A 20,357-nucleotide genomic window follows, 5' to 3' on the forward strand; every position below is an offset into this window, starting at 1 on the left:
GGTCGCTGTTGGCCCGTATAGTTTAACGGTCAACAACTTTGGAGGGTGAGCGACCATGCAGTTCGGGATCTTCACGGTGGGCGATGTCACGCCGGACCCGACGACGGGCCGTACGCCGACCGAGGCCGAGCGGATCAAGGCCATGGTCGCCATCGCGCTGAAGGCCGAGGAGGTCGGCCTCGACGTCTTCGCGACCGGCGAGCACCACAACCCGCCGTTCGTGCCCTCGTCCCCGACGACGATGCTCGGGTACATCGCCGCGCAGACGCAGAAGCTGATCCTCTCCACCTCCACCACCCTCATCACCACCAACGACCCGGTGAAGATCGCGGAGGACTTCGCGATGCTCCAGCACCTGGCCGACGGGCGCGTGGACCTCATGATGGGCCGCGGCAACACCGGGCCGGTCTACCCCTGGTTCGGGCAGGACATCCGCGAGGGCATCAACCTCGCCATCGAGAACTACGCCCTGCTGCGCAGGCTGTGGCGCGAGGACGTCGTCGACTGGGAGGGGAAGTTCCGCACCGCGCTGCAGGGCTTCACCTCCACGCCCCGCCCGCTGGACGACGTGCCGCCGTTCGTCTGGCACGGCTCCATCCGCTCGCCCGAGATAGCCGAGCAGGCCGCCTACTACGGCGACGGCTTCTTCCACAACAACATCTTCTGGCCCGCCGACCACACCAAGAGGATGGTCGAGCTGTACCGGGCCAGGTACGCGCACTACGGACACGGCACGCCCGAGCAGGCCATCGTCGGCCTCGGCGGGCAGGTGTTCATGCGGAAGAACTCGCAGGACGCCGTCCGCGAGTTCCGGCCGTACTTCGACAACGCGCCGGTCTACGGGCACGGGCCGTCCCTGGAGGACTTCACCGACCAGACCCCGCTGACCGTCGGCACACCCGAGCAGGTCATCGAGAAGACGCTGAAGTTCCGCGAGTACGCGGGCGACTACCAGCGCCAGCTGTTCCTGCTCGACCACGCGGGGCTGCCGCTGAAGACCGTGCTGGAGCAGCTCGACCTGCTCGGCGAGGAGGTCGTGCCGGTGCTGCGCAAGGAGTTCGCCGTGGGACGGCCGGCCGATGTGCCGGACGCGCCCACCCACCCGTCGCTGCTCGCGCAGAAGGAAGCCAAGGAGGTCGTGGCATGAAGCTCGTCGTCGTCTCGGCGGGGCTGAGCGTCCCGTCGTCGACCCGGTTGCTGGCCGACCGGCTGGCCCAGGCGGTGCAGCGGAAGACGACCGTCGACGTCCAGGTCGTGGAACTGCGCGACCTCGCCGTCGAGATCGCCCACAACCTCACCAACGGCTTTCCCGGCGGGAAGCTGGCCGCCGCCCTGGAGGCGGTGACGGACGCGGACGGGCTGATCGTCGTGACGCCGGTGTTCTCCGCCTCCTACAGCGGTCTGTTCAAGTCGTTCTTCGACGTGCTGGACCAGGAGGCGCTGGCGGGCAAGCCGGTGCTGATCGCCGCGACCGGCGGCAGCGCGCGCCACTCGCTCGTGCTGGAGCACGCGCTGCGGCCGCTCTTCTCCTATCTGCGTGCGGTGGTCGTCCCGACCGCCGTCTACGCGGCCTCGGAGGACTGGGGTGCGCAGGGCCTGCCCGAGCGGATCGAGCGGGCGGCGGGGGAGCTGGTCTCGCTGACGGCCGGTCTGTCCGCGCCCGCACCGCCGCCCGGACCGGCGAACGCCGGCAACGCCGGCAACGCCGGCAAGACCGCCGACACCGGCAAGACCGAGTTCACCGTGGTGCCCTTCGCCGAGCAGCTGGCGGCGCTGGCCGGACGGTGAGGACCGAGCGCCGGGCGGGTGCGCACGACCCGCCCGGCAGATCGGTGAGAGCCGAGTAAGAAGGGTGATCGTAGGACCGTCCCCACCGCCCCGACCGGCAGGGACCAGGGCAGACTGGGCGGGTGCCTCCCACCGTTCTGCTCGCCGAAGACGACCGCGCCATCCGCCACGCCCTGGAGCGCGCCCTGGCCCTGGAGGGCTACCGGGTCACCGCGGTCGCCGACGGGGTCGAGGCGCTGGCGCAGGCCCACAGGAACCCGCCGGACGTGCTCGTCCTCGATGTGATGATGCCCGGGATCGACGGGCTGCAGGTCTGCCGGGTGCTGCGCGCCGAGGGCGACCGCACGCCGATCCTGATGCTGACCGCGCTGGTGGAGACCGCCGACCGGATCGCGGGACTGGACGCGGGCGCCGACGACTACGTCGTCAAGCCGTTCGACGTCGAGGAGGTCTTCGCCCGGTTGCGGGCGCTGCTGCGCCGGACCGGCGCCGAGACCGCGCCGCCCGCGCCGCCGGAGCCCCCGAGGCAGTCGCCCGAGCGGTATGTGGAGGCGGCCGGGCTGCGGATGGACCCGCAGGCGCGGCGGGTGTGGCGGGGCGCGCGGGAGCTGGAGCTGACCCGGACCGAGTTCGAGCTGCTCGAGCTGCTGGTGCGCAACGCCGGGATCGTGCTGGACCACTCCACGATCTACGACCGCATCTGGGGCTACGACTTCGGTCCCGGTTCCAAGAACCTCGCCGTCTACGTCGGTTATCTGCGCCGCAAGCTCGACCAGCCGGGAGCCCCGCAGCTGATCCACACCGTGCGCGGCGTGGGTTACGTGCTGCGGGAGGACTGAGGGCCGCGGGCGTGAGCCGTCTGCGTCGGCTGCGCCGGCTGCTGTCCCGGCCGCGGCCGAAGCTGGTGTCGCTGCGCACCACGTTCGCGGTGTCCTTCGCGGCCGTGACCGCCGCCGTCACCGTCCTCGTCGGCGTCCTGTCGTACTCGGCGGCCGCCCGGCTGGTGCGGGTCGACCAGGAGTCGGTCTTCGACGAGGTCGTGCAGGACCTGCGGGACGAGGTGCGCGACCACCGGATGGCGCCGCAGGACTTCTCCTCGGCCGCGCCCGGCCACGACATCGTGCGGCCGGCCCGCACGGACGTGCAGGTCCTCGGAGCGGACGGCTCCGTCGTGGACAGCGGCAGTCCCGGGCTGCCGGTGGTGGCCGCGGACCGCGCGGTCGCGGCCGCCTCGACGGCCGGGGGGATGACCGTCCACAAGGACGTGGACGTCGGCAGCGACGTCTACCGCATCGCGACCGTCTCCCTGGGCGGGGGCCGGGGTGCGGTGCAGGTGGCGCAGGAGTTCAGTGACACCGAGGACCTGCTGCGAGCGCTCCAGCAGCGCACCCTGGTCCTGATGATCGCCGTCGTGACGGCCGCCGGGCTGTTCGGCTGGTGGCTGGCCCGGCGCATCACCCACCGGCTGGTCATCCTGACCACCGCCGCCGAGGACGTCGCCCGCACCCGCCGCCTGGGCGTCCAGGTGCCGGTCACCGGACATGACGAGGTGGGCCGCCTCGGCCGTGCCTTCGACCGCATGTTGGGCCGGCTCGCGCAGTCGGAGGAGGACCAGCGGCGGCTCGTCCAGGACGCGGGGCACGAGCTGCGCACCCCGCTGACGTCGCTGCGGACGAACATCTCCCTGCTGCGCCGTATCGACGAACTGCCGCCGGACACCCGTGACGAACTGGTCGCGGACCTCACCCAGGAGGCCCGCGAGCTGACCGACCTGGTCAACGAGCTCGTCGATCTCGCGGCCGGCCAGTCCGACGCCGAGCCCCCGCGCAGCCTGGACCTCGCCGACGTCGCGGAGGAGGTCGCGGGTTTGGCCCGGCGCCGCACCGGGAGGCAGATCCTGATTTTGGCGAGCGGCGACACCAGCGTCCACGGGCGGCCGGGGATGCTGCAGCGCGCCGTGTCCAATCTGGTGGAGAACGCGACCAAGTTCGACCGCGACGGCCGCGCGCCCGTCGAGATCGCCGTCACCGGGCCGGCCCGGCCGGGGGTCGTCCGCGTCGAGGTCCGCGACCGCGGGCCCGGTATCGCCGAGTCCGATCTGACCCGTGTCTTCGACCGCTTCTACCGGGCCGCGGACGCCCGCTCCCTGCCGGGCTCCGGCCTCGGCCTGTCGATCGTCCGCGAGGTGGCCCTGGCTCACGGCGGAGCGCCCTTCGCCTTCCGCCGCGCGGGCGGCGGCACGGTGATCGGCTTCACCGCGGGCGGCGGCCTTCCGGACCGCCTCCAGGACGACGAACGCCCCCACGAGCACCGCAGCCGTCTGCGCCCCTGACGCACGTCCGACGCACGACTCTCCCCGTCCGACGCACGGCTCTGCTGTCGGACGGGGGCGGTGGGCTTGAGGCGTGAGGTGGTGGGAATAATACGAAATACGTGTTTACGCGGGAGAGCGAGATGAGTATGTGAGTGAGGCATCGGACGCCGTCGGTGAGCCGCTCACCGCGCGCGTCACCGTCGACGAACAGGGCATCGTGACCGGCTGGAACGAGGGAGCCGCACGGCTGCTGGGATACGCCCCGCAGGAGATCCTCGGCCGGCCGGCGGCGACGCTGCTCGCCGGGGAGTCCGGCGCGGCGGACCTTCGGCAGTCGGCGGGACTGCCCAGATGGCGGGGCACGCTCGCCCTGCGCCACCGGGACGGCCGCCGCCTGCAGATCAGGGTCGTCGCGCACCGCCGGACGGAGGGCGACGGGGTCCGCGACTGGCTCCTGGTGGGCGCCCCGTCCGACCCGCTCCGGCCGGAGGACGACGCGCTCATGCGCTGGGGCTTTCTGCAGTCGCCCTCCTGCGCGACCTCCGTGTACGACACCGACCTGCGCTTCCGCTGCTCCAACGGGGCCGCGCAGGCCGCGCTGGGCCTGAGCGAGGAGGAGCTGCGCGGGCTGCGGATGACGGACGTCCTCCCCACACCGCTGTCGCAGGAGGTCGAGCGGCGGATGCGGCAGGCCCTGGAGACCGGTGAGCCGCAGTACGTGGAGAACCACGCCCAGGCGCCCGGCGAATCCCGTGAGCACGCCTGGTCGGTCCACCTCTACCGGGTGGAGGACCCGGACGGCCGGGTGCTCGGCGTGGCCGCCACCGGGCACGACATGACGGAGCAGCACCGGGCCCGGGAGCGCCTGCAGCTGATCGCGGAGGCCAGCACCCGGATCGGCAGCACGCTCGATGTGACGCGGACGGCGCAGGAGCTGGCGGACGTGGCGGTGCCGGGCCTGGCCGACTTCCTCAGCGTGGACCTGCTGACCTCGTTCGAGCAGGGGCGGGAGGAGCCGGTGGCCGGCGGCCCGCTGCTGCTGCGGCGCGTCGCCCACCAGTCGGTGCTGCCGGGCGCCCCCGAGGCCGTCCTCGCGCTCGGCGACGTGGACGCGTACCCGGAGGGCTCGCCGCCGGTGGAGACCCTGCGCTCGGGGCGTTCCGTGCGGCGCCGGATCGACCGGGACGCGGTGCCGGAGTGGGTCTCCGGGGACCCGCTGCGCGTCGCCCGCATCCGTGACTACGGCTTCCACTCGCTGATGGCCGTGCCCCTGTCGGCGCGCGGCACCACGCTGGGCGTCGTCGTCTTCGCGCGCCACCGGCGCCCGGACCCCTTCGAGGCGGACGACCTCGTCCTCGCCGAGGAGCTGGCGGCCAGGGCGGCGGTCTGCATCGACAACGCCCGCCGCTACACCCGCGAACGTGCGACGTCGGTCGCCCTGCAGCGCAGCCTGCTGCCGCAGCGGCTGCCCGAGCAGTCCGCGGTGGAGGTGGCCTCCCGCTATCTCCCGGCCGATGTGCGGGCCGGGGTGGGCGGCGACTGGTTCGACGTCATCCCGCTGTCCGGGGCCAGGGTCGCGCTGGTCGTCGGCGACGTCGTGGGGCACGGCATCCACGCCTCGGCGTCGATGGGGCGGCTGCGCACGGCCGTCCGCACCCTCGCCGACATCGACCTGCCCCCCGACGAACTGCTCACCCACCTGGACGATCTGGTGGGCCTGCTGGCCACCGAGACCGACGCGCTGGGCGATCAGGAGGCGGCAGGGGACGTCGGGGCGACGTGTCTGTACGCCGTGTACGACCCGCTCGCCCGGCGCTGCACCCTGGCCAGGGCCGGTCATCCGCTGCCGGCGGTGGTCACCCCCGACGGCGAGGTGAAGCTGCTGGCCCTGCCGGCCGGCCCGCCGCTCGGCCTGGGCGGGCTGCCCTTCGAGTCGCTGGAGATCGACCTGCCCGAGGGCAGCCTGCTCGCCCTCTACACCGACGGGCTGATCGACTCCCGCTCCCGCGACAGCGACGTCGACGAGGGCGCCTCCCGGCTGTGCCGGGCCCTGGCCGCGCCCGCCGCCTCGCTGGACGCGGTCTGCGACACGGTCCTCGCCGACCTGCTTCCCCGGCTGCCCTCCGACGACGTGGCGCTCCTGGTCGCCCGCACCCGGGCGCTCGAAGCCTCCCGGATCGCCACCTGGGAGGTGGCGTCGGACCCCGCCGCGGTCGCCGAGGCCCGCAAGCGCGCGGTCGACCGGTTGGAGACCTGGGGGCTGACCGACGCCGCCTTCGTGACCGAGCTGATCGTCAGCGAGCTGGTCACCAACGCCATCCGGCACGGCGAACCGCCCGTGCAGCTGCGCCTCATCCGCGACCGGACGCTCATCTGCGAGGTCTCCGACGGCGGCGGCACGGCCCCCCACATGCGTCGGGCCCGCACCTACGACGAGGGCGGCCGCGGTCTCCTCCTGGTCGCGCAGCTGAGCCGGCGCTGGGGCACCCGTCCGGGGGCCAAGGGCAAGACGATCTGGGCGGAGCAGACCATCGGCGGGCCGTCCGACGGCTCGTGGCTCTGAGTCCTCCGCGACGGCCCACCCGGCGCAGTCGGCCCGTGCAGCCCGCCCGCGGGGGCGGGCTGCGGCAATGTTGTGCACTTTATTGACGGCAGTCAGATGAAGGCCTAACTTCGCGGTGTCATTCCCCCGGTCAAGGGAGACCGCGATGCCCCCGTCCCCCGTCGCATCACCGTCCACGACCACCGAACGAAACCGGCAGCTGCGCGTGGTCGCCGCCTCCGGACTGCTCGGCACCGCCGTGGAGTTCTACGACTTCCTCGTCTACGGAACCGTCGCCGCCCTCGTCTTCGGCGAGCTCTTCTTCCCCGGCGCCGACCCGGCCGTCGGCACCGTCGCCGCGTTCGGCACCTTCGCCGCCGGCTATGTCGCCCGTCCGCTCGGCGGCATCCTCTTCGGGCACTTCGGCGACCGGCTCGGCCGCAAGTCGATGCTCCTGCTCACCATGGGCCTGATGGGCGGCGCGAGCTTCCTCGTCGGACTGCTGCCCACCTACGACACGATCGGTGTGTGGGCGCCGGTGCTGCTCATCGCCCTGCGCGTCGTCCAGGGCATCGCCATCGGCGGCGAGTGGGGCGGCGCCACGCTCATGGTCGTCGAGCACGCGGGCGAACGGCGGCGCGGACTGTGGTCCAGCTTCACGCAGATGGGAGCCCCGCTCGGCTCCCTGCTCTCCACCGCCGTCGTCACGCTCGTCGTCGCCCTCCCCGACGACGAGTTCGCCGCCTGGGGCTGGCGGGTGCCGTTCCTGCTGAGCGTGGTGCTGCTCGGCGTCGGACTGTTCGTCCGCCTCAAGGTCGTCGAGAGCCCGCTGTTCGCCGAGGTGAAGCAGGACGGCGCCGAGTCGCGGCTGCCGATCCTCGACGTGCTGCGGCGCCCCCGCCCCGTCCTGCTGGCCTGCTGCGTCGGCATCGGCGCCTTCACCGCCCAGTCGCTGCTGACCGGCTACCTGATCGCGTACGCCACCGGCATCGGCTACGCCCGCCCGCAGGTGCTCACCGCGCTCACGGTCTCCGCCTCCGTCGCACTCGTCGTGCTGCCCTGCGCCTCCGCGCTCTCCGACCGGGTCGGCCGCCGCCCGGTGGTCCTCGCCGGGGCGATCGCGTCGGCCGCACTCGCCTTCCCCGTGCTCGCGCTGGTCGACTCGAAGTCGCCGGGGCTGCTGATCCTCGCCGTCGTCCTCGGGCACGGCATCGCCCAGTCCACGATGTACGGGCCGCTGGGCGCCCTGCTCACCGAGATGTTCGGCACCAAGGTCCGCTACACCGGCGCCTCGCTCGGCTACCAGGGCGCCACCCTCATCGGCGCCGGGTTCTCCCCGATGATCGCCGGGAGCCTGGTGGCCGGCAGCGGCGACAGCACCCCCGTGTCGCTGCTGCTGTGCGGCGGGGCCGTCATCACGGCGGTCACCGTCCTGTTCGTGCGCGAGACCAGCCGGGACTCCCTCGCCGACGCCGCGGACGGCTCCGACGTCCCGCACACGCAGGAGGTCTCCGCATGACGGGCGGCGCCGACGGCCGGGCTCCCCACCGGCCGGCGGCGCCCCCGCCCCCGCACACCGCCGCCCATCCGGCCGCCGACCGCCGCTGACGTGCACGACCGCCCGCCGCGCCGCCGACGGGCGGTCGTACCCTTTCCCCCGTGGAGGACGACGACATCTCGGACGACATCCCGGACGCACCGGACGGCGCCCCGCAACTGCGCCCGCAGTCGCTGATGCTCGCCTTCTTCGGCAACCACGTCCTCGAACAGGGCGACCTGTGCGTCTACTCGGGCAGCATCATCGACGTCCTCGGCCGGGTGGGCGTGGGCGAACAGGCCGTGCGGTCCACACTGACCCGCATGGTCAGCCGGGGCCTGCTGCGCCGGCAACGGGAGGGCCGCCGCATGTACTTCGGCCTGACCGAGCAGGCCACCCGCGTCCTGTGCGACGGCCGTGACCGCATCTGGCGCAAGGGCGCGGTCAACGACGACTGGGACGGCGACTGGACGCTGCTCGGCTTCTCGCTCCCCGAGTCCCGCCAGCGCGAGCGCCACGACCTGCGCTCACGGCTCGTCTGGTCCGGATTCGGCGCGCTGTACAGCGGGCTGTGGATCGCGCCGGGCCGGGTGGACGTCGCCGCCGTGGTCGCCGAACTCGGCCTGACCGACCACGTCAAGATCTTCCACGCCTCGGCCGACCCTGCCGTCGACATCGGCCTCATGGTCCGCGAGACCTGGGACCTGGAGAGCATCGCCGCCCGCTACGTCGCCTTCGACAAGCGCTGGACCGCCCACCTGAACGCCGGACCGGGCGACGACCCGATCGGCACCCGCCTGCGCCTGGTGAGCGAATGGCTCTGGACGATCCGCACGGACCCGAGGCTCCCCGCCCGCCACCTCCCTCCGGAGTGGCCGGCCCGGCCCGCCCAGGTCACCTTCCGCCGGGTGGCGGAACAGACCGCGGCCCCGGCGGAACGCCTGGCCGCCACGGCCCTGGAGACGACGCCCCTGCGCTGACCGCACCTCACCAGGAAGGGGATCAGCCGTTCTTGCGGGCCACGCCGCCGTAGATGCCGATCGGCGGGGCGCCATGGGGCGCGGGCTCGTCGGGCCGCCAGTCCGGGACGAGGACCAGGCCCGGCTCGGCCAGCGCGAGATCGCCGAAGAAGCTCAGGACGCGGGCGCGGCCGCGGGGGTTCATGGTGGCGGTGGCGTTCTTGTAGACGTTCACCGCGTCCTCGCGGGCGTCGTCGTGGATGTCGACCGTCGCGTGGGACAGCACGAGGTGGGATCCGGCCGGCAGCGCGTCCAGCAGGGTGGCGACGACGGCGTCCGGGTCCTCCTCCTCGGTCACGAAGTGCAGGACGGCCACCAGCAGCAGCGCCACCGGCTGGTCGAAGTCGATGACCCTGCGCACGTCGGGGTGGTCGAGGACGGACCGGGGGTCGCGCAGGTCGGCCAGGACGACGGAGGTCTGGTCGTCGTCGTCCAGCAGGCTCCGCGAATGGGCGCTGACGATCGGGTCGTTGTCGACGTAGGCCACGCGGGTCCCGGGGGCGACGGCGCGCGCTATCTGGTGCACGTTGGGCTCGGTCGGCAGGCCGGTGCCGATGTCGAGGATCTGCCGGACCCCGCCTTCGGCGACGACGTACCGCACGGCGCGGTGCATGAACCGCCGGTTCGCCCGGACGGCGAGCCGGACCTCCGGCGCCGCCTGGATGAACCTCTCGGCGGCTTCCTGGTCGACCTCGTAGTTGTCCTTGCCGCCGAGGAAGTAGTCGTACATCCGGGCGGGGTGGGGCTTGCTCGTGTCGATCGCCGGTGACGTGCCGGCGACGGCGCCTTCGACGCCGTCGCCGCCGCGAGGAGGTGTCATGCTGCCTGGCTCCGCCCTGGACTTCGCGTCCTGCCGCCGGATGAACCGAGATGGGTGACTGTCGGATCATCATCCTGGCATGTCCTCGTCGGCGTCCAACCACGGGCGGGGCCACGGCAGTTCCGGTCCCGTCTCAGCCCAGGAGCCGGCGCTTCTGCTCCGCGAACTCGGACTCGGTGAGCACCCCCTGTTCCTTGAGCTCCCCGAGCTGCCTGAGGTGCTCGATCCTGTCACCGAGGTCGTCGGCCTGCTGCGGCCCGGTCTGCGGCGCGGTCTGCGGCGCGGCCGGCTGCTGCTCGTAGGGCTGCGGCGGGGGCTCCCGGTAACCCTCCTGCGCCGCCCAGCGTCCCTGCTGACGGCGCGACACACGGTTGGAGACGGCGGTCGCCGTACCCGCGACGACCGCGGTGCGCGCGACTCCGCGAAGAAGACCAGGCATGGCCCATCCCCTTTCGTCCATAGGTCATTCCATTGGAACACTGTGCGCCATGTTCCGCGAATTCCCGCCCGATCTGCCGATTACGCCGACTGGTGGCACGCTGGAGTTGTGTCCACGACCGGGCGGTCGTCCCGGCGTCGAGGCCCAGCTGAAGGAGCCCGCAAAATGGCCACACAGAGCACCGGAATGCACCGGACCACCGCCCGGGGAATGGGCGAGGTGTCCGGTTGGACGGTCTTCGCCGCGATCATGATGATGTTCGGCGGTGTCCTGGCGATATTCGAGGGAATATCCGCCATCGCGAAGGACGACGTATTCGTCTCCACCCGCAATTTCACCTTCCAGTGGAGCCTGACCAGCTGGGGCTGGCTGCACCTCTCCCTCGGCATCGTGGTGGTGCTGGCGGGTATGGCCCTGTTCACCGGGGCGATGTGGGCCCGTGTCGTCGGTATCACCGTGGCAGGCCTGAACCTGATCGCCAATTTCGTCTGGCTGCCCTGGTATCCGTTCTGGGCCATCACGCTGATGGTCATCGACGGATTCGTGATCTGGGCCCTGTGCGTCGGCCCGCGAAAGGAACGTGCGATCTGATTTTCCGCCCTGCGGGCATCACGCCGTCCGGCCCCGGCCGCACCCCCCTCGGGTGCGGCCGGAACCCGTGTCGGCGGCCTGTGCACTGCATTTGTGCATCGGTCGGGAAATGGAATTCCGGCGACGGCAGAGCGACCGCGGTCGCTGCCGTCGGTCGCCATCGGTCGTCGGTTGCGCACGCGACGCGGCCGCCCGCGATCAGTCGGCCGGTCCCGCTCCGGATGCCGACAGCCGCGCGTCCCGGCAGCCTGGTGCGAAGAGGCTCCGGCCCCTCGCCGGCCTCCCACACAGACGAGGACCCGTCGCCATGATCTGTCGCAGTCGTGCCCGCCGACGGGCGGGAGGCGTCCTTCTCCTGCTTGCCGTCGCCGGTTGCAGCAACGGTTCCGCCCTCGGCACCATCCAGTACACGACCCCCGCCGGACAGGTCGTGAAGATCGAGAGCCCGGACGACGACGGATGCCACCGCCTGCCGGGCGGCGCCCGCAGCGTGCGCAACTACACCGTCGACGACATCCGGCTCTACGTCGACGAGCACTGCGAACTGACGAAGGCCGGCGACGACCAGAGCGGTCGGACCGGCGGAGAGAGCTTCTATCTCGGGACCCAGGCGTCCGTCGCGTTCACGCCCGGCCAGTCTCCGTGGCTGAGCTACTCCGTCGTCGGCGGAGGCGCCTGAGCCCGAGGTGCGGAGCCCGAAATGCGGAGCCCGAGGTGCGGTCGCCCCGGGCTCGCCGTTCAGGAACCGGCTTCGGTCGCCTCCAGAGCGGCGAGGAGCGCCTGGACGGGCAGCCGTCCGGAGGCGACCAGCTGGGCCCCGCCGCGGCGCAGGGCGGCGGCGAAGGGCGCGGCCCACCGGTTCTCGTAGACCAGCAGCGCGGCGGAGTTGCCCGGTTCGACGGCCGCCGCGGCCGCCTCCAGGTCGTCCTGGCCCAGCAGGCCGGACTGCGCGCCCTCGAAGACGGCGAGGTCGAGCCGGCCGTCGCCGGTGAGGTCGGCGATCTCCAGGGCGGTCACCGAGCCGTCCGCGGCCTTCCCGACGAACGTCAGGTCCAGGATCCGGATGATGCCGCGCTCCACCAGGTCGACCAGCAGCGGGAAGCCCTCGCCCGTCATCCGGTTGCCGGGAAACTCCACCACCACGTAGTCGACGGGGCCCATCTCGTCGATCGGCTCGCCCTGCTCGTCCGGCTCGGTCTGCGGTGTCTGCTGCGTCAGGTCGCTCTGCTCGCTCACGGCTTCACCTCTGGTGCTGGTGGCGGCCCCCTGACTGCCATTGCATCACCCGGCGGAGGCCCCCGCACCCGGTGCCCGTTCACCCGAGCGGACCGCCCGGCTCGCCGACGTGTCCCCCCGGCGGTCTCCTCGAAGGCATGACTGGCAGCGACGCGCCCCCACCCCGCCCCGAGGACCCCTACGGCGGCTCCCCGGAGGAGGCCCGGATCGCGCAACAGGTCGGTGAGCTGGAAGAACTGCGCCGCAGACTGGGCGAGTTGGAGAGCACCCGGCACCCGCACAGGCACTGGTGGCGCGCGCTGGGGTCGATCCTGCTGATCCTGGTGGCGTCCCTGCTGTCCCTGCTCGCCGTGGTCGCGGTCTGGGCGAACAGCATCGTCCGTGACACCGACCGCTACGTGGCGACCGTCGCACCGCTGGCCTCCGACCCCGACGTCCAGCGGGCCGTCACCACCCGCGTCACCGACGTGGTGCTCCGGCAGATCGACGTGGACGCGCTGGTCGACCAGTTGAGCCGGGCCGCGTCGCAGCAGGGCGTGCCGCCGAAGGCCTCGGAGCTCATCAAGAACCTGAGCGGCCCCATCGACAGCGGACTGAAGGAGCTGGTGAGCAGCACCGTGATGCGGGTCGTCTCCGGGCCCGCCTTCGAGAAGATCTGGACGAACGCCAACCGCCGCGCCCACAGTGCCGTCGACAAGGCGCTGACCGGCTCGGGCGGCGGCGCCGTTCAGGTGAAGGACGGCCAGGTCGCCATCGACGTCGCGCCCGTCGTCGCCCAGGTGAAGCAGCGGCTCGTCGACTCCGGACTCGCGGTGGCGGCGAAGATCCCCGATGTGCACACGGACTTCGTCGTGGTGCAGAGCAAGGACATCGGCAAGATCAAGTCGTATCTGAGGGTGCTGCAGATCGTCGGCAACTGGCTGCCGGTCGTCGCGGTGCTGATCGCCGCCGCGGGCGTGTTCCTGGCCACCCACCGGCGGCGGGCGCTGATCGGGGCCGCCATCGGGGTGTTCCTGGCCATGGTGCTGCTGGGCGTGGTCCTCGCCGTGTTCCGCGCGGTGTACCTCGACCATCTGCCGCCCGGGGCGAACTCCGACGCCGCGGGCGCGGTCTTCGACGCGCTGGTGCGGTTCCTGCGCTCCAGCATCCGGGCGGTCGGGGCGCTGGCCCTGGTCACAGCCCTGGGCGCGTTTCTCGTCGGACCCTCGCGCCCGGCCGTGTTCGTCCGGCACTTCTGCGCCAAGGGCATCGGCGCCGGGCGGGAGGTGGCCACTTCGGGGGGTCTGCGGCTGGGCGCGGTGGGCCGGTTCGTGCACCGCTTCAAGGGGTGGATCGGGGCGGCGATCCTGGTGGTGGCCGCGGTGGTCCTGTTCACCTGGAGCTATCCGACCATGGCCGTGGTGCTGTGGACGGCGGTGATCGTGCTGGTCGCCTTCGCCTTCCGCGAGTTCCTGGACACCGGCCCGGCGTGACACCGGCGAAGCCCCTTCCGTCCCGAAGCCCCTTCCGTCCCCTCGCCGTCAACCGGCGGACGTCAGCTGGTAGATGCTCCGGCCCACCAGGAACAGCCCCACGCCCAGCAGCAGCACGACGAGCGCGTGGTCCTGGTGCGTCTGCAGCCAGACCCGCAGCTTCCCGAGCCGGACCCGGGAGGCGTCGGGGGCGAACGCCGCGTAGACCTCCATCACCAGCAGACTGCTCGTGGCCAGCAGGCAGTAGCCGAACAGAGCCGCGAAGGAGGCGGCGTGGGAGAGGTCGGCGTCCACCACGGTCGCAGCGCCCGCGGCGACCAGCCCCCACGGCTGCAGGAGCGGTCCCAGCGCCGCGGCCTCCCACAGCGAGATCCGGTCGAGCCGTGCCATCATCCCGCCCGCGGGCCTGGGCCGGGGCCCCCTGCGATGACGGCGCACCCCGTACCAGACCAGCGCCACGCCGACGGCGAGCTTGACGGCCGTCGAGGCGGTGGAGGGCGCGGACCGGGGAGCCGGAGGCTTCCCGCCGGTCGTCAGCAGCACCGCGGCGAGGACGGCCACGAAACAGGCGAGCCAGGCGAGGACGAACGCCAGGCCCTTCCACAGGCCCCGGCGCGCCGCCAGCACCAGGACGAACGCGGTCACCGACAGCGGGAAGACGGCGATCGCCAGGGCGATGACCACCAGGTCAAGGACCATCGCCGACCCTGAGGACGCGCACGCTCATCTCCTCATCGTCACCGGCCCGTGCGGGCCCCCACAACTTCTCGCAGCGGGCGGGGCGCCGCCGTCCCGCCCGGCTCGCGGGCCTCACCCGTTCGGCCCCCGCCGTGCTCCCGCCACGGGCCGGAAGGGCCCGCTGCGGGCACGCTGGCAGCATGCAGCCCGGCGCAGGACCCCGACGGGACCGCCCGGCGCCCCCGTCGCGCCGCGAGCGGTGGCGGGCACGGGGTGCGGCGGTCGGGGCCGAAGCACGCGGTCTCCGGGCCGGGGCCGAGCGCCGGTTTCCGGTGATCACACACCTCGTGACGCATCTGATCTCGGTCAACGTGCTGGACTCCGCGACCCGCCTGGCCGCGCAGACGTTCCTCACCGCCGTACCGCTGCTGTTCGTGGTGGCGGCCGTCGCACCGCAGGCGGTGCGCGATCATCTCGCCGACTCCCTGAGCGACGCCTTCGGACTGACCGGAGACTCCAAGAGCCAGCTGGAGCAGGTCTTCAACGGGGACACGAAAGATCTGCGCCAGACCACCGGCCTCGTCGGCGGGCTGATGGTGCTGATCTCGGCCACCGCCTGCAGCCGTGCCATGCAACGTCTGTGCCAGCGCGCCTGGAGCCTGCCGAAGGCGGCGGCGCGTACGGCCGCCTGGCGCTGGATCGTGTGGCTGCCCGTCTGGCTGGTCCTGATCGTGGTGCAGGGCGTCCTGCGGGACGGCTTCGGAGTCGGGCCGTGGCTGGGCGTGCCGCTGCTGTTCGTCGCCGACACCCTGCTGTGGTGGTGGACGCAGCACCTGCTGCTGGCCGCCCGCGTGCCGTGGCGGCCACTGCTGCCGGGCGCGCTCATGACGGGAGCCGCCCTGACCGCGCTGACGTCGGCCGCGCACCTGTACGTGCCGAGGGCGCTCAACCACAGCCTCCAGAGGTACGGCTCGCTGGGCGCGGTCTTCACGCTGCTGTCCTGGCTGATCGCGCTCTGCGTGGCCGTCACCCTCTGCGTCACCGCCGGCGCGGTGATCGCCCGTGAACCCGCGGTGGCGCGGCGCCTGGGCGGACCCGGGTCGCCGGGCTCCGCCACCGGAGATACGTTGGAAGACGGACAGCGGTCGAGTCCTCGACCGCCTCGGGACGCCTGAACCCGCCGGCCGCGCACGAGTTCGCCGGCCTTCGTGAATCCGCCGGCTGCGCCTGAACCCGCCGGCTGCCGCCGCACGGCGTTCGCAGCGACGACCGCTCCGGACGCTCCTCGGCGACCACACCGAGGAGCGTCTGCCATGAGTGAGAACCACCCCAACGGCCACGAACTGCGCCACCGCACCCCGAAGGAGCGCGCCGAGCGCGGCAGGGCCGCCCGGTCCGCAGTGCCGAGGTCCGCGCACGCCGAGTTCTCGCCGCCGCCCAAGCGCACCGACCCGGTGGACGTCATCGACGCGCAGTCGGCGAAGCGGGTCCCCGAGCTCGTGCCGATCCGGTACGGGCGGATGAGCGAGTCGCCGTTCCGCTTCTACCGGGGAGCCGCCGCCATCATGGCCGCGGACCTCGCCGAGACGCCCCGCACCGGCATCCGGGTCCAGTGCTGCGGCGACGCGCACCTGCTGAACTTCCGGCTGCTGGCCTCCCCGGAACGCCGGCTGATGTTCGACATCAACGACTTCGACGAGACCCTGCCCGGCCCGTGGGAGTGGGACGTCAAGCGGCTCGCGGCGAGCCTGGTCATCGCGGGCCGCGCCAACGGCTTCAGCGCCAAGGAGCGGGCCTCCGTGGTGCGGACCGCCGTACGGTCGTACCGCGAGCGGATGCGGGAGTTCGCCGGCCTGGGCAATCTCGACGTCTGGTACACCCGCTTCGAGGCGGACGAACTGCAGAAGGCGTTCGCCCCCCACCTCGACGCCGACACCCGCGAACGCTGGGACGCGACCCGCGAGAAGGCCCGCGCGCACGACACGCTCCAGGTCTTCGACAAGCTCACCCACGTCGTCGGCGGACAGCGCAGGATCGCCGACGACCCGCCGCTCCTGGTCCGCCTCGAAAGCCTGCTGCCGAAGGCCGAGAGCGGCGCGCTGGAGACCGAGATCAGCCGCCTCGTCGAGCGGTACAGCCAGTCCCTGCAGTCAGACCGCCGCTTCCTGCTGGAGACCTACCGCGTCGCCGACGTCGCCCGCAAGGTCGTCGGCGTGGGCAGCGTCGGCACCCGCTGCTGGATCGTGCTGCTGCTCGGCAAGGACGACGAGGACCCGCTGTTCCTTCAGGCGAAGGAGGCCGACGAGTCCGTGCTGGCCCCCTATGCGGGCCCCGGCGGGTACCGCACCCAGGGCGAACGGGTCGTCGCCGGCCAGCGGCTGATGCAGGCGACCAGCGACATCTTCCTCGGCTGGGAGCGCACCACCGGCATCGACGGCCGGCGCCGCGACTTCTACGTCCGCCAGCTCAGGGACATGAAGGGCATCGCCGTGACGGAGAACATGTCGCCGAAACGGATGTCCCTGTTCGCGTGGCTCTGCGGCGCCACTCTGTCCCGCGCCCACGCCCGCTCCGGTGACCGCATCGCGATCGCCGCCTATCTCGGGGGCGGCGACGTCTTCGACCGCGCGCTCGCGACCTTCGCCGAGCTGTACGCCGACCAGAACGAGAAGGACCACCAGGCCCTCCTCGACGCCGTCAAGGCGGGACGCGTCCAGGCCCAGTCGGCGTGAGACGGCGTCGAGCGACCCGAGGGAGACCATGAGATGGACCGCTACCCGCCCATCGCCGAACACGGGCTGATCGGGGACCTCCAGACCGCCGCCCTGGTGACCTCGGAGGGGGTGATCGACTGGTTCGCGGCCCCGCGCTTCGACTCGCCCAGCGTCTTCGCGGCCCTGCTGGACCACGACGGCGGCGGCCACTTCCTGTTCGCGCCCACCCACTCCGAGGTGACGCGCCGGCAGATCTACTACCCGGACAGCGCCGTGGTGGTGACCCGGTTCCTCTCCCCGGACGGGGTCGGCGAGGTCATCGACCACATGCCCGTCATCCGCACCCGGACGCCGTCCGACCGGCACACGGTGGTGCGGGTCGTGCGGACCGTGCGCGGCACCGTGCGCTTCGCCCTGGAGTGCCGCCCGCGCTTCGACTACGCCCGCAGCGACCACACCCTCGACCTGACGAACGGAACCAACGGAACCGGCGGTAGCGGCGAGGCCGGCGGGACGGCGGCCGGCGCGGTCTTCCGGGCGCCGGGCACGACCGCGTACCTGCAGGCCACCTTCCCACTGGAACAGGACGGGAACGACGTGCGGGGCACGGTCACCCTGAACGCGGGCCAGGAGGCTGCCGCCGTGTTCACGGTCTGCGACCGCGACGGCGAGGCGCCGCCCCCGCCGACCGCCGACTCGGTCACCCGGCAGATGTGGGACGACATCGACTACTGGCAGCGCTGGGTACGCACGTCCCGCTACCGCGGGCGCTGGCCGGACATGGTGAACCGCTCGGCCATCACCCTCAAGCTGCTCACCTACGCCCCGAGCGGCGCCCCGGTCGCCGCGGCGACGATGGGGCTGCCCGAGCAGGTGGGCGGCGAACGCAACTGGGACTACCGCTACACCTGGGTGCGCGACGGCTCGCTGTCGGTGCGGGCCCTGCTGGACCTCGGCTTCGTCGAGGAGGCCGACCAGTTCGTGCACTGGCTCGGGGAGCGGCTGGCGGCCCGCGAGGGCGCCACCGGTGAACCGCTGCAGATCATGTACCGGGTCGACGGGGACCCCCATCTGACGGAGGAGACCCTCGACCACTTCGAGGGCTACCGGGGCTCCCGTCCGGTGCGCGCCGGCAACGCGGCCACCGAGCAGTTGCAGCTCGACATCTACGGCGAGGCCCTGTACGCGATGTCGGAGGGGATCGAGCAGATCGGCCAGCAGGTGGGCTACCACGGCTGGCGGGGCCTGGCCCGCCTGATGGACTGGCTCTCGGACCACTGGGACCGGCCCGACGAGGGCATCTGGGAGACCCGCGGCGGGCGCAAGGACTTCACCTACAGCCGGGTGATGTGCTGGGCCGCCTTCGACAACTGCCTCAAGCTGGTGGAGGAGTTCCGGCGGCCGGGTGACACCCAGCGCTGGATCCGGGCCCGCGACGCGATCCTCGAACAGGTCATGGAGCGCGGCTGGAGCCAGAAGGAGCAGGCGCTGGTCCAGCACTACGGCGGCGACGTCCTGGACGCCTCGCTGCTGCTCGCGCCCCGGGTGGGTTTCATCGCCCCGCGCAGCCCCGGCTGGCTGTCCACCCTGGACGCCATCGACCAGCGGCTCGTCTCGGACAGCCTGGTCTACCGCTACGACCCGGCCGCCTCACCCGACGGACTGCGCGGCTCGGAGGGCACGTTCAGCCTGTGCACCTTCCTGTACGTGGACGCCCTGGCGCGCGCAGACCGCCTTCCGCAGGCCCGCTACACCTTCGAGAAGATGCACACCTACGCCAACCATGTCGGGCTGTTCGCGGAGGAGATCGGCCCCAGCGGGGAGCAACTGGGCAACTTCCCGCAGGCCTTCACCCATCTGTCGCTCATCATGGCGGCGACGACCCTCGACGAGGCGCTCGACCGGCTCGCGGCCCGCTGAACGCCGGGATGCCCGGCCCCTGCGGCAGCAGCTGGGTCACGGCGAAGGACACCACCGCCGCGAGCACCACGAGCGCCACCGTGTCCACGTTGCCGAGCAGCAGGACGACCAGCAGCGCGCCGCTGACGGGCAGCCGAAGGGCCGCCGTCACGGACGCCGCCATCCCGGCCGCCATCGCCGGCACCAGACCGAAGCCGGGCAGCGGCGCCAGCAGGGCGCCGGCCGCCCCGCCGAGGAACAGCGCAGGGAAGACCGGACCGCCGCGCAGGCTGCCCAGGCAGAGTGAGTAGGCGAGCCCCTTGAACACCAGCACCGCCACGAGCGCGCCCACGGACCAGGCGGTCGCGTTCTGCGCCAGATCGGCCAGGGCGCTCTCCCCGGACAGCGCGGCCTCGGCGGGGGAGCGGCCGGTGGAGACGGCGTAGAGGGCGATGCAGCCGGCCGCGCCGAGCGCGCACAGCGTGGTGTTGCGCACCGTCCAGGACGTCACCCAACCGGCGGTGAACCTCCCGCCCACGAAGATCCAGTGGATCAGGAAGGCGAGCGCCGGCGCGATCAGCAGCACCCACAGGATGTCCGCCCAGTCCAGCGGCGGCGGCTTGGGCAGGCCGATGTCCAGGCTCCCCGTCCGCAGGCCCGTCCAGCGGACGAACCCGGTGAACACCAGATCTCCGACCCCGCTGGCCAGCAGCACCGGCAGCATCACCGCGAACAGCTGCGGGCCGCCGACCCCGGCCACCTCCATCAGCAGGACCGCGCCCACCAGCGGATTGCCGAAGAGCGCGGAGATGGCCGCGGCGGCGCCGGCCGCCCCGAGCAGCGCGGTGCTCGCCTCCGTCTGCGGGGCCCGCACGAAGCTCGCGAAGAGCAGCGCCAGTCCGCCGCCCAGGGCGATCAGGGGCGCCTCGGGGCCGAGCACGACGCCGAGCGGCAGACCCACGAGCGCGGCGACGAGCACGCCGGGCAGCGCCTCCTTGGTGACCCCGCCCGAGTGCAGACCGCCCGCGGGGATGTGCCCGCCCCGCCCGGGAAGCCGCGAGACCACCAGCCCTACGACCAAGCCGGCCACCAGCAGCAGGGGGAACCCCCACCACCACGGAGCCTGCTTCCAGCCCAGGTCCTTGGGCCAGTCCGTCCAGATCAGCCGCTCCAGCTGGTCGAGCGTCACGAGGAACCAGAAGGCGATCAGGGCCACCGGAACACCGATCAGACCGCAGAAGACCAGCGCCTTGAGGTATTCGGGCCGGCGCAGCATCGTTCGCAGCAGGTCGGCTTCCGGCGGCTGGC

At 72.5% G+C, this 20,357-nt stretch carries 18 protein-coding genes; 13 read left to right on the plus strand and 5 right to left on the minus strand.

The window, feature by feature from the left end; all coding sequences use genetic code 11:
• The first annotated feature begins 55 nt into the window (after nucleotides 1-55).
• From BG482_RS12820 to BG482_RS12850, 7 genes are all read left to right on the plus strand, one after another.
• The gene (locus BG482_RS12820; protein WP_069769117.1) at nucleotides 56-1,147 is read left to right on the plus strand and encodes an LLM class flavin-dependent oxidoreductase; all 1,092 of its coding nucleotides are present in this window, start codon (nucleotides 56-58) and stop codon (nucleotides 1,145-1,147) included.
• On the plus strand, nucleotides 1,144-1,788 hold the full coding sequence (locus tag BG482_RS12825) for an FMN reductase (protein WP_069769118.1): 645 nt from the start codon (nucleotides 1,144-1,146) through the stop codon (nucleotides 1,786-1,788). The genes BG482_RS12820 and BG482_RS12825 overlap by 4 nt, the downstream gene beginning before the upstream one ends.
• Before the next feature lie 122 nt (nucleotides 1,789-1,910).
• Nucleotides 1,911-2,627, plus strand: a complete 717-nt coding sequence (locus tag BG482_RS12830) for a response regulator transcription factor (RefSeq protein ID WP_069769119.1) — start codon at nucleotides 1,911-1,913, stop codon at nucleotides 2,625-2,627.
• A 20-nt stretch (nucleotides 2,628-2,647) separates the two neighbouring features.
• Entirely contained in the window at nucleotides 2,648-4,120 is a 1,473-nt protein-coding gene (locus BG482_RS12835) for a HAMP domain-containing sensor histidine kinase (RefSeq protein ID WP_069769206.1), read from the plus strand.
• Between the two features lie 130 nt (nucleotides 4,121-4,250).
• Complete coding sequence (locus BG482_RS12840) at nucleotides 4,251-6,665, plus strand: SpoIIE family protein phosphatase (protein WP_069769120.1); 2,415 nt, start codon at nucleotides 4,251-4,253, stop codon at nucleotides 6,663-6,665.
• 145 nt (nucleotides 6,666-6,810) lie between these two features.
• Nucleotides 6,811-8,163, plus strand: coding sequence for an MFS transporter (locus BG482_RS12845; RefSeq protein ID WP_069769121.1), 1,353 nt, complete (start codon nucleotides 6,811-6,813; stop codon nucleotides 8,161-8,163).
• 140 nt (nucleotides 8,164-8,303) lie between these two features.
• Nucleotides 8,304-9,161 (plus strand): PaaX family transcriptional regulator C-terminal domain-containing protein, encoded by an 858-nt coding sequence (locus BG482_RS12850; RefSeq protein ID WP_079141774.1) that lies wholly within the window; start codon nucleotides 8,304-8,306, stop codon nucleotides 9,159-9,161.
• Nucleotides 9,162-9,183: 22 nt separating this feature from the next.
• Here BG482_RS12850 and BG482_RS12855 read toward each other — a convergent pair whose 3' ends face one another.
• Both BG482_RS12855 and BG482_RS12860 read right to left on the minus strand, forming a co-directional pair.
• Nucleotides 9,184-10,020, minus strand: a complete 837-nt coding sequence (locus BG482_RS12855) for an SAM-dependent methyltransferase (RefSeq protein WP_069769122.1) — start codon at nucleotides 10,018-10,020, stop codon at nucleotides 9,184-9,186.
• A 133-nt stretch (nucleotides 10,021-10,153) separates the two neighbouring features.
• Nucleotides 10,154-10,459: an SHOCT domain-containing protein gene (locus BG482_RS12860; protein ID WP_069769208.1), complete on the minus strand. Its 306-nt coding sequence runs from the start codon at nucleotides 10,457-10,459 to the stop codon at nucleotides 10,154-10,156.
• A 165-nt stretch (nucleotides 10,460-10,624) separates the two neighbouring features.
• On the opposite strand from BG482_RS12860, the gene BG482_RS12865 reads away from it, so the two are divergent.
• Together BG482_RS12865 and BG482_RS12870 are read left to right on the plus strand one after the other, a co-directional pair.
• Nucleotides 10,625-11,050: a hypothetical protein gene (locus BG482_RS12865; RefSeq protein WP_069769123.1), complete on the plus strand. Its 426-nt coding sequence runs from the start codon at nucleotides 10,625-10,627 to the stop codon at nucleotides 11,048-11,050.
• 307 nt (nucleotides 11,051-11,357) lie between these two features.
• The gene (locus BG482_RS12870; RefSeq protein WP_069769124.1) at nucleotides 11,358-11,729 is read left to right on the plus strand and encodes a hypothetical protein; all 372 of its coding nucleotides are present in this window, start codon (nucleotides 11,358-11,360) and stop codon (nucleotides 11,727-11,729) included.
• 59 nt (nucleotides 11,730-11,788) lie between these two features.
• Here the strand turns inward: BG482_RS12870 and BG482_RS12875 are convergent, their stop codons facing one another.
• Entirely contained in the window at nucleotides 11,789-12,211 is a 423-nt protein-coding gene (locus BG482_RS12875) for a DUF6325 family protein (protein ID WP_069769209.1), read from the minus strand.
• Between the two features lie 212 nt (nucleotides 12,212-12,423).
• Here BG482_RS12875 and BG482_RS12880 point away from each other — a divergent pair, with 212 nt between their 5' ends.
• Complete coding sequence (locus BG482_RS12880) at nucleotides 12,424-13,758, plus strand: hypothetical protein (RefSeq protein WP_256096342.1); 1,335 nt, start codon at nucleotides 12,424-12,426, stop codon at nucleotides 13,756-13,758.
• A gap of 48 nt (nucleotides 13,759-13,806) precedes the next feature.
• Here the strand turns inward: BG482_RS12880 and BG482_RS12885 are convergent, their stop codons facing one another.
• The gene (locus BG482_RS12885; RefSeq protein ID WP_069769125.1) at nucleotides 13,807-14,457 is read right to left on the minus strand and encodes a GAP family protein; all 651 of its coding nucleotides are present in this window, start codon (nucleotides 14,455-14,457) and stop codon (nucleotides 13,807-13,809) included.
• A 326-nt stretch (nucleotides 14,458-14,783) separates the two neighbouring features.
• On the opposite strand from BG482_RS12885, the gene BG482_RS12890 reads away from it, so the two are divergent.
• The 3 genes from BG482_RS12890 to BG482_RS12900 all read left to right on the plus strand — a co-directional run bounded on the left by BG482_RS12890 (nucleotide 14,784) and on the right by BG482_RS12900 (nucleotide 19,070).
• Nucleotides 14,784-15,611 carry a YhjD/YihY/BrkB family envelope integrity protein gene (locus BG482_RS12890; protein WP_256096343.1) on the plus strand — a complete coding sequence of 276 codons (828 nt, stop codon included), beginning with the start codon at nucleotides 14,784-14,786 and terminating at the stop codon, nucleotides 15,609-15,611.
• A gap of 138 nt (nucleotides 15,612-15,749) precedes the next feature.
• The gene (locus BG482_RS12895) at nucleotides 15,750-17,168 is read left to right on the plus strand and encodes a DUF2252 domain-containing protein (protein ID WP_069769127.1); all 1,419 of its coding nucleotides are present in this window, start codon (nucleotides 15,750-15,752) and stop codon (nucleotides 17,166-17,168) included.
• A 33-nt stretch (nucleotides 17,169-17,201) separates the two neighbouring features.
• Nucleotides 17,202-19,070 carry a glycoside hydrolase family 15 protein gene (locus BG482_RS12900; RefSeq protein WP_069769128.1) on the plus strand — a complete coding sequence of 623 codons (1,869 nt, stop codon included), beginning with the start codon at nucleotides 17,202-17,204 and terminating at the stop codon, nucleotides 19,068-19,070.
• Here the strand turns inward: BG482_RS12900 and BG482_RS12905 are convergent.
• Nucleotides 19,018-20,325, minus strand: coding sequence for a chloride channel protein (locus tag BG482_RS12905; protein WP_069769129.1), 1,308 nt, complete (start codon nucleotides 20,323-20,325; stop codon nucleotides 19,018-19,020). The genes BG482_RS12900 and BG482_RS12905 overlap by 53 nt on opposite strands.
• Between the last annotated feature and the right edge of the window lie 32 nt (nucleotides 20,326-20,357).

Source organism: Streptomyces sp. LUP30, from assembly GCF_001746365.1.
Classification (GTDB): Bacteria; Actinomycetota; Actinomycetes; order Streptomycetales; family Streptomycetaceae; genus Streptomyces.

Coding starts and splice junctions, on each gene's coding strand:
- BG482_RS12820 (WP_069769117.1), top strand. CDS start 56: ATGCAGTTCGGGATCTTCACGGTGGGCGATGTCACGCCGGACCCGACG.
- BG482_RS12825 (WP_069769118.1), top strand. CDS start 1,144: ATGAAGCTCGTCGTCGTCTCGGCGGGGCTGAGCGTCCCGTCGTCGACC.
- BG482_RS12845 (WP_069769121.1), top strand. CDS start 6,811: ATGCCCCCGTCCCCCGTCGCATCACCGTCCACGACCACCGAACGAAAC.
- BG482_RS12855 (WP_069769122.1), bottom strand. CDS start 10,020: ATGACACCTCCTCGCGGCGGCGACGGCGTCGAAGGCGCCGTCGCCGGC.
- BG482_RS12860 (WP_069769208.1), bottom strand. CDS start 10,459: ATGCCTGGTCTTCTTCGCGGAGTCGCGCGCACCGCGGTCGTCGCGGGT.
- BG482_RS12865 (WP_069769123.1), top strand. CDS start 10,625: ATGGCCACACAGAGCACCGGAATGCACCGGACCACCGCCCGGGGAATG.
- BG482_RS12870 (WP_069769124.1), top strand. CDS start 11,358: ATGATCTGTCGCAGTCGTGCCCGCCGACGGGCGGGAGGCGTCCTTCTC.
- BG482_RS12875 (WP_069769209.1), bottom strand. CDS start 12,211: ATGGGCCCCGTCGACTACGTGGTGGTGGAGTTTCCCGGCAACCGGATG.
- BG482_RS12880 (WP_256096342.1), top strand. CDS start 12,424: ATGACTGGCAGCGACGCGCCCCCACCCCGCCCCGAGGACCCCTACGGC.
- BG482_RS12885 (WP_069769125.1), bottom strand. CDS start 14,457: ATGGTCCTTGACCTGGTGGTCATCGCCCTGGCGATCGCCGTCTTCCCG.
- BG482_RS12895 (WP_069769127.1), top strand. CDS start 15,750: ATGAGTGAGAACCACCCCAACGGCCACGAACTGCGCCACCGCACCCCG.
- BG482_RS12900 (WP_069769128.1), top strand. CDS start 17,202: ATGGACCGCTACCCGCCCATCGCCGAACACGGGCTGATCGGGGACCTC.
- BG482_RS12905 (WP_069769129.1), bottom strand. CDS start 20,325: ATGCTGCGCCGGCCCGAATACCTCAAGGCGCTGGTCTTCTGCGGTCTG.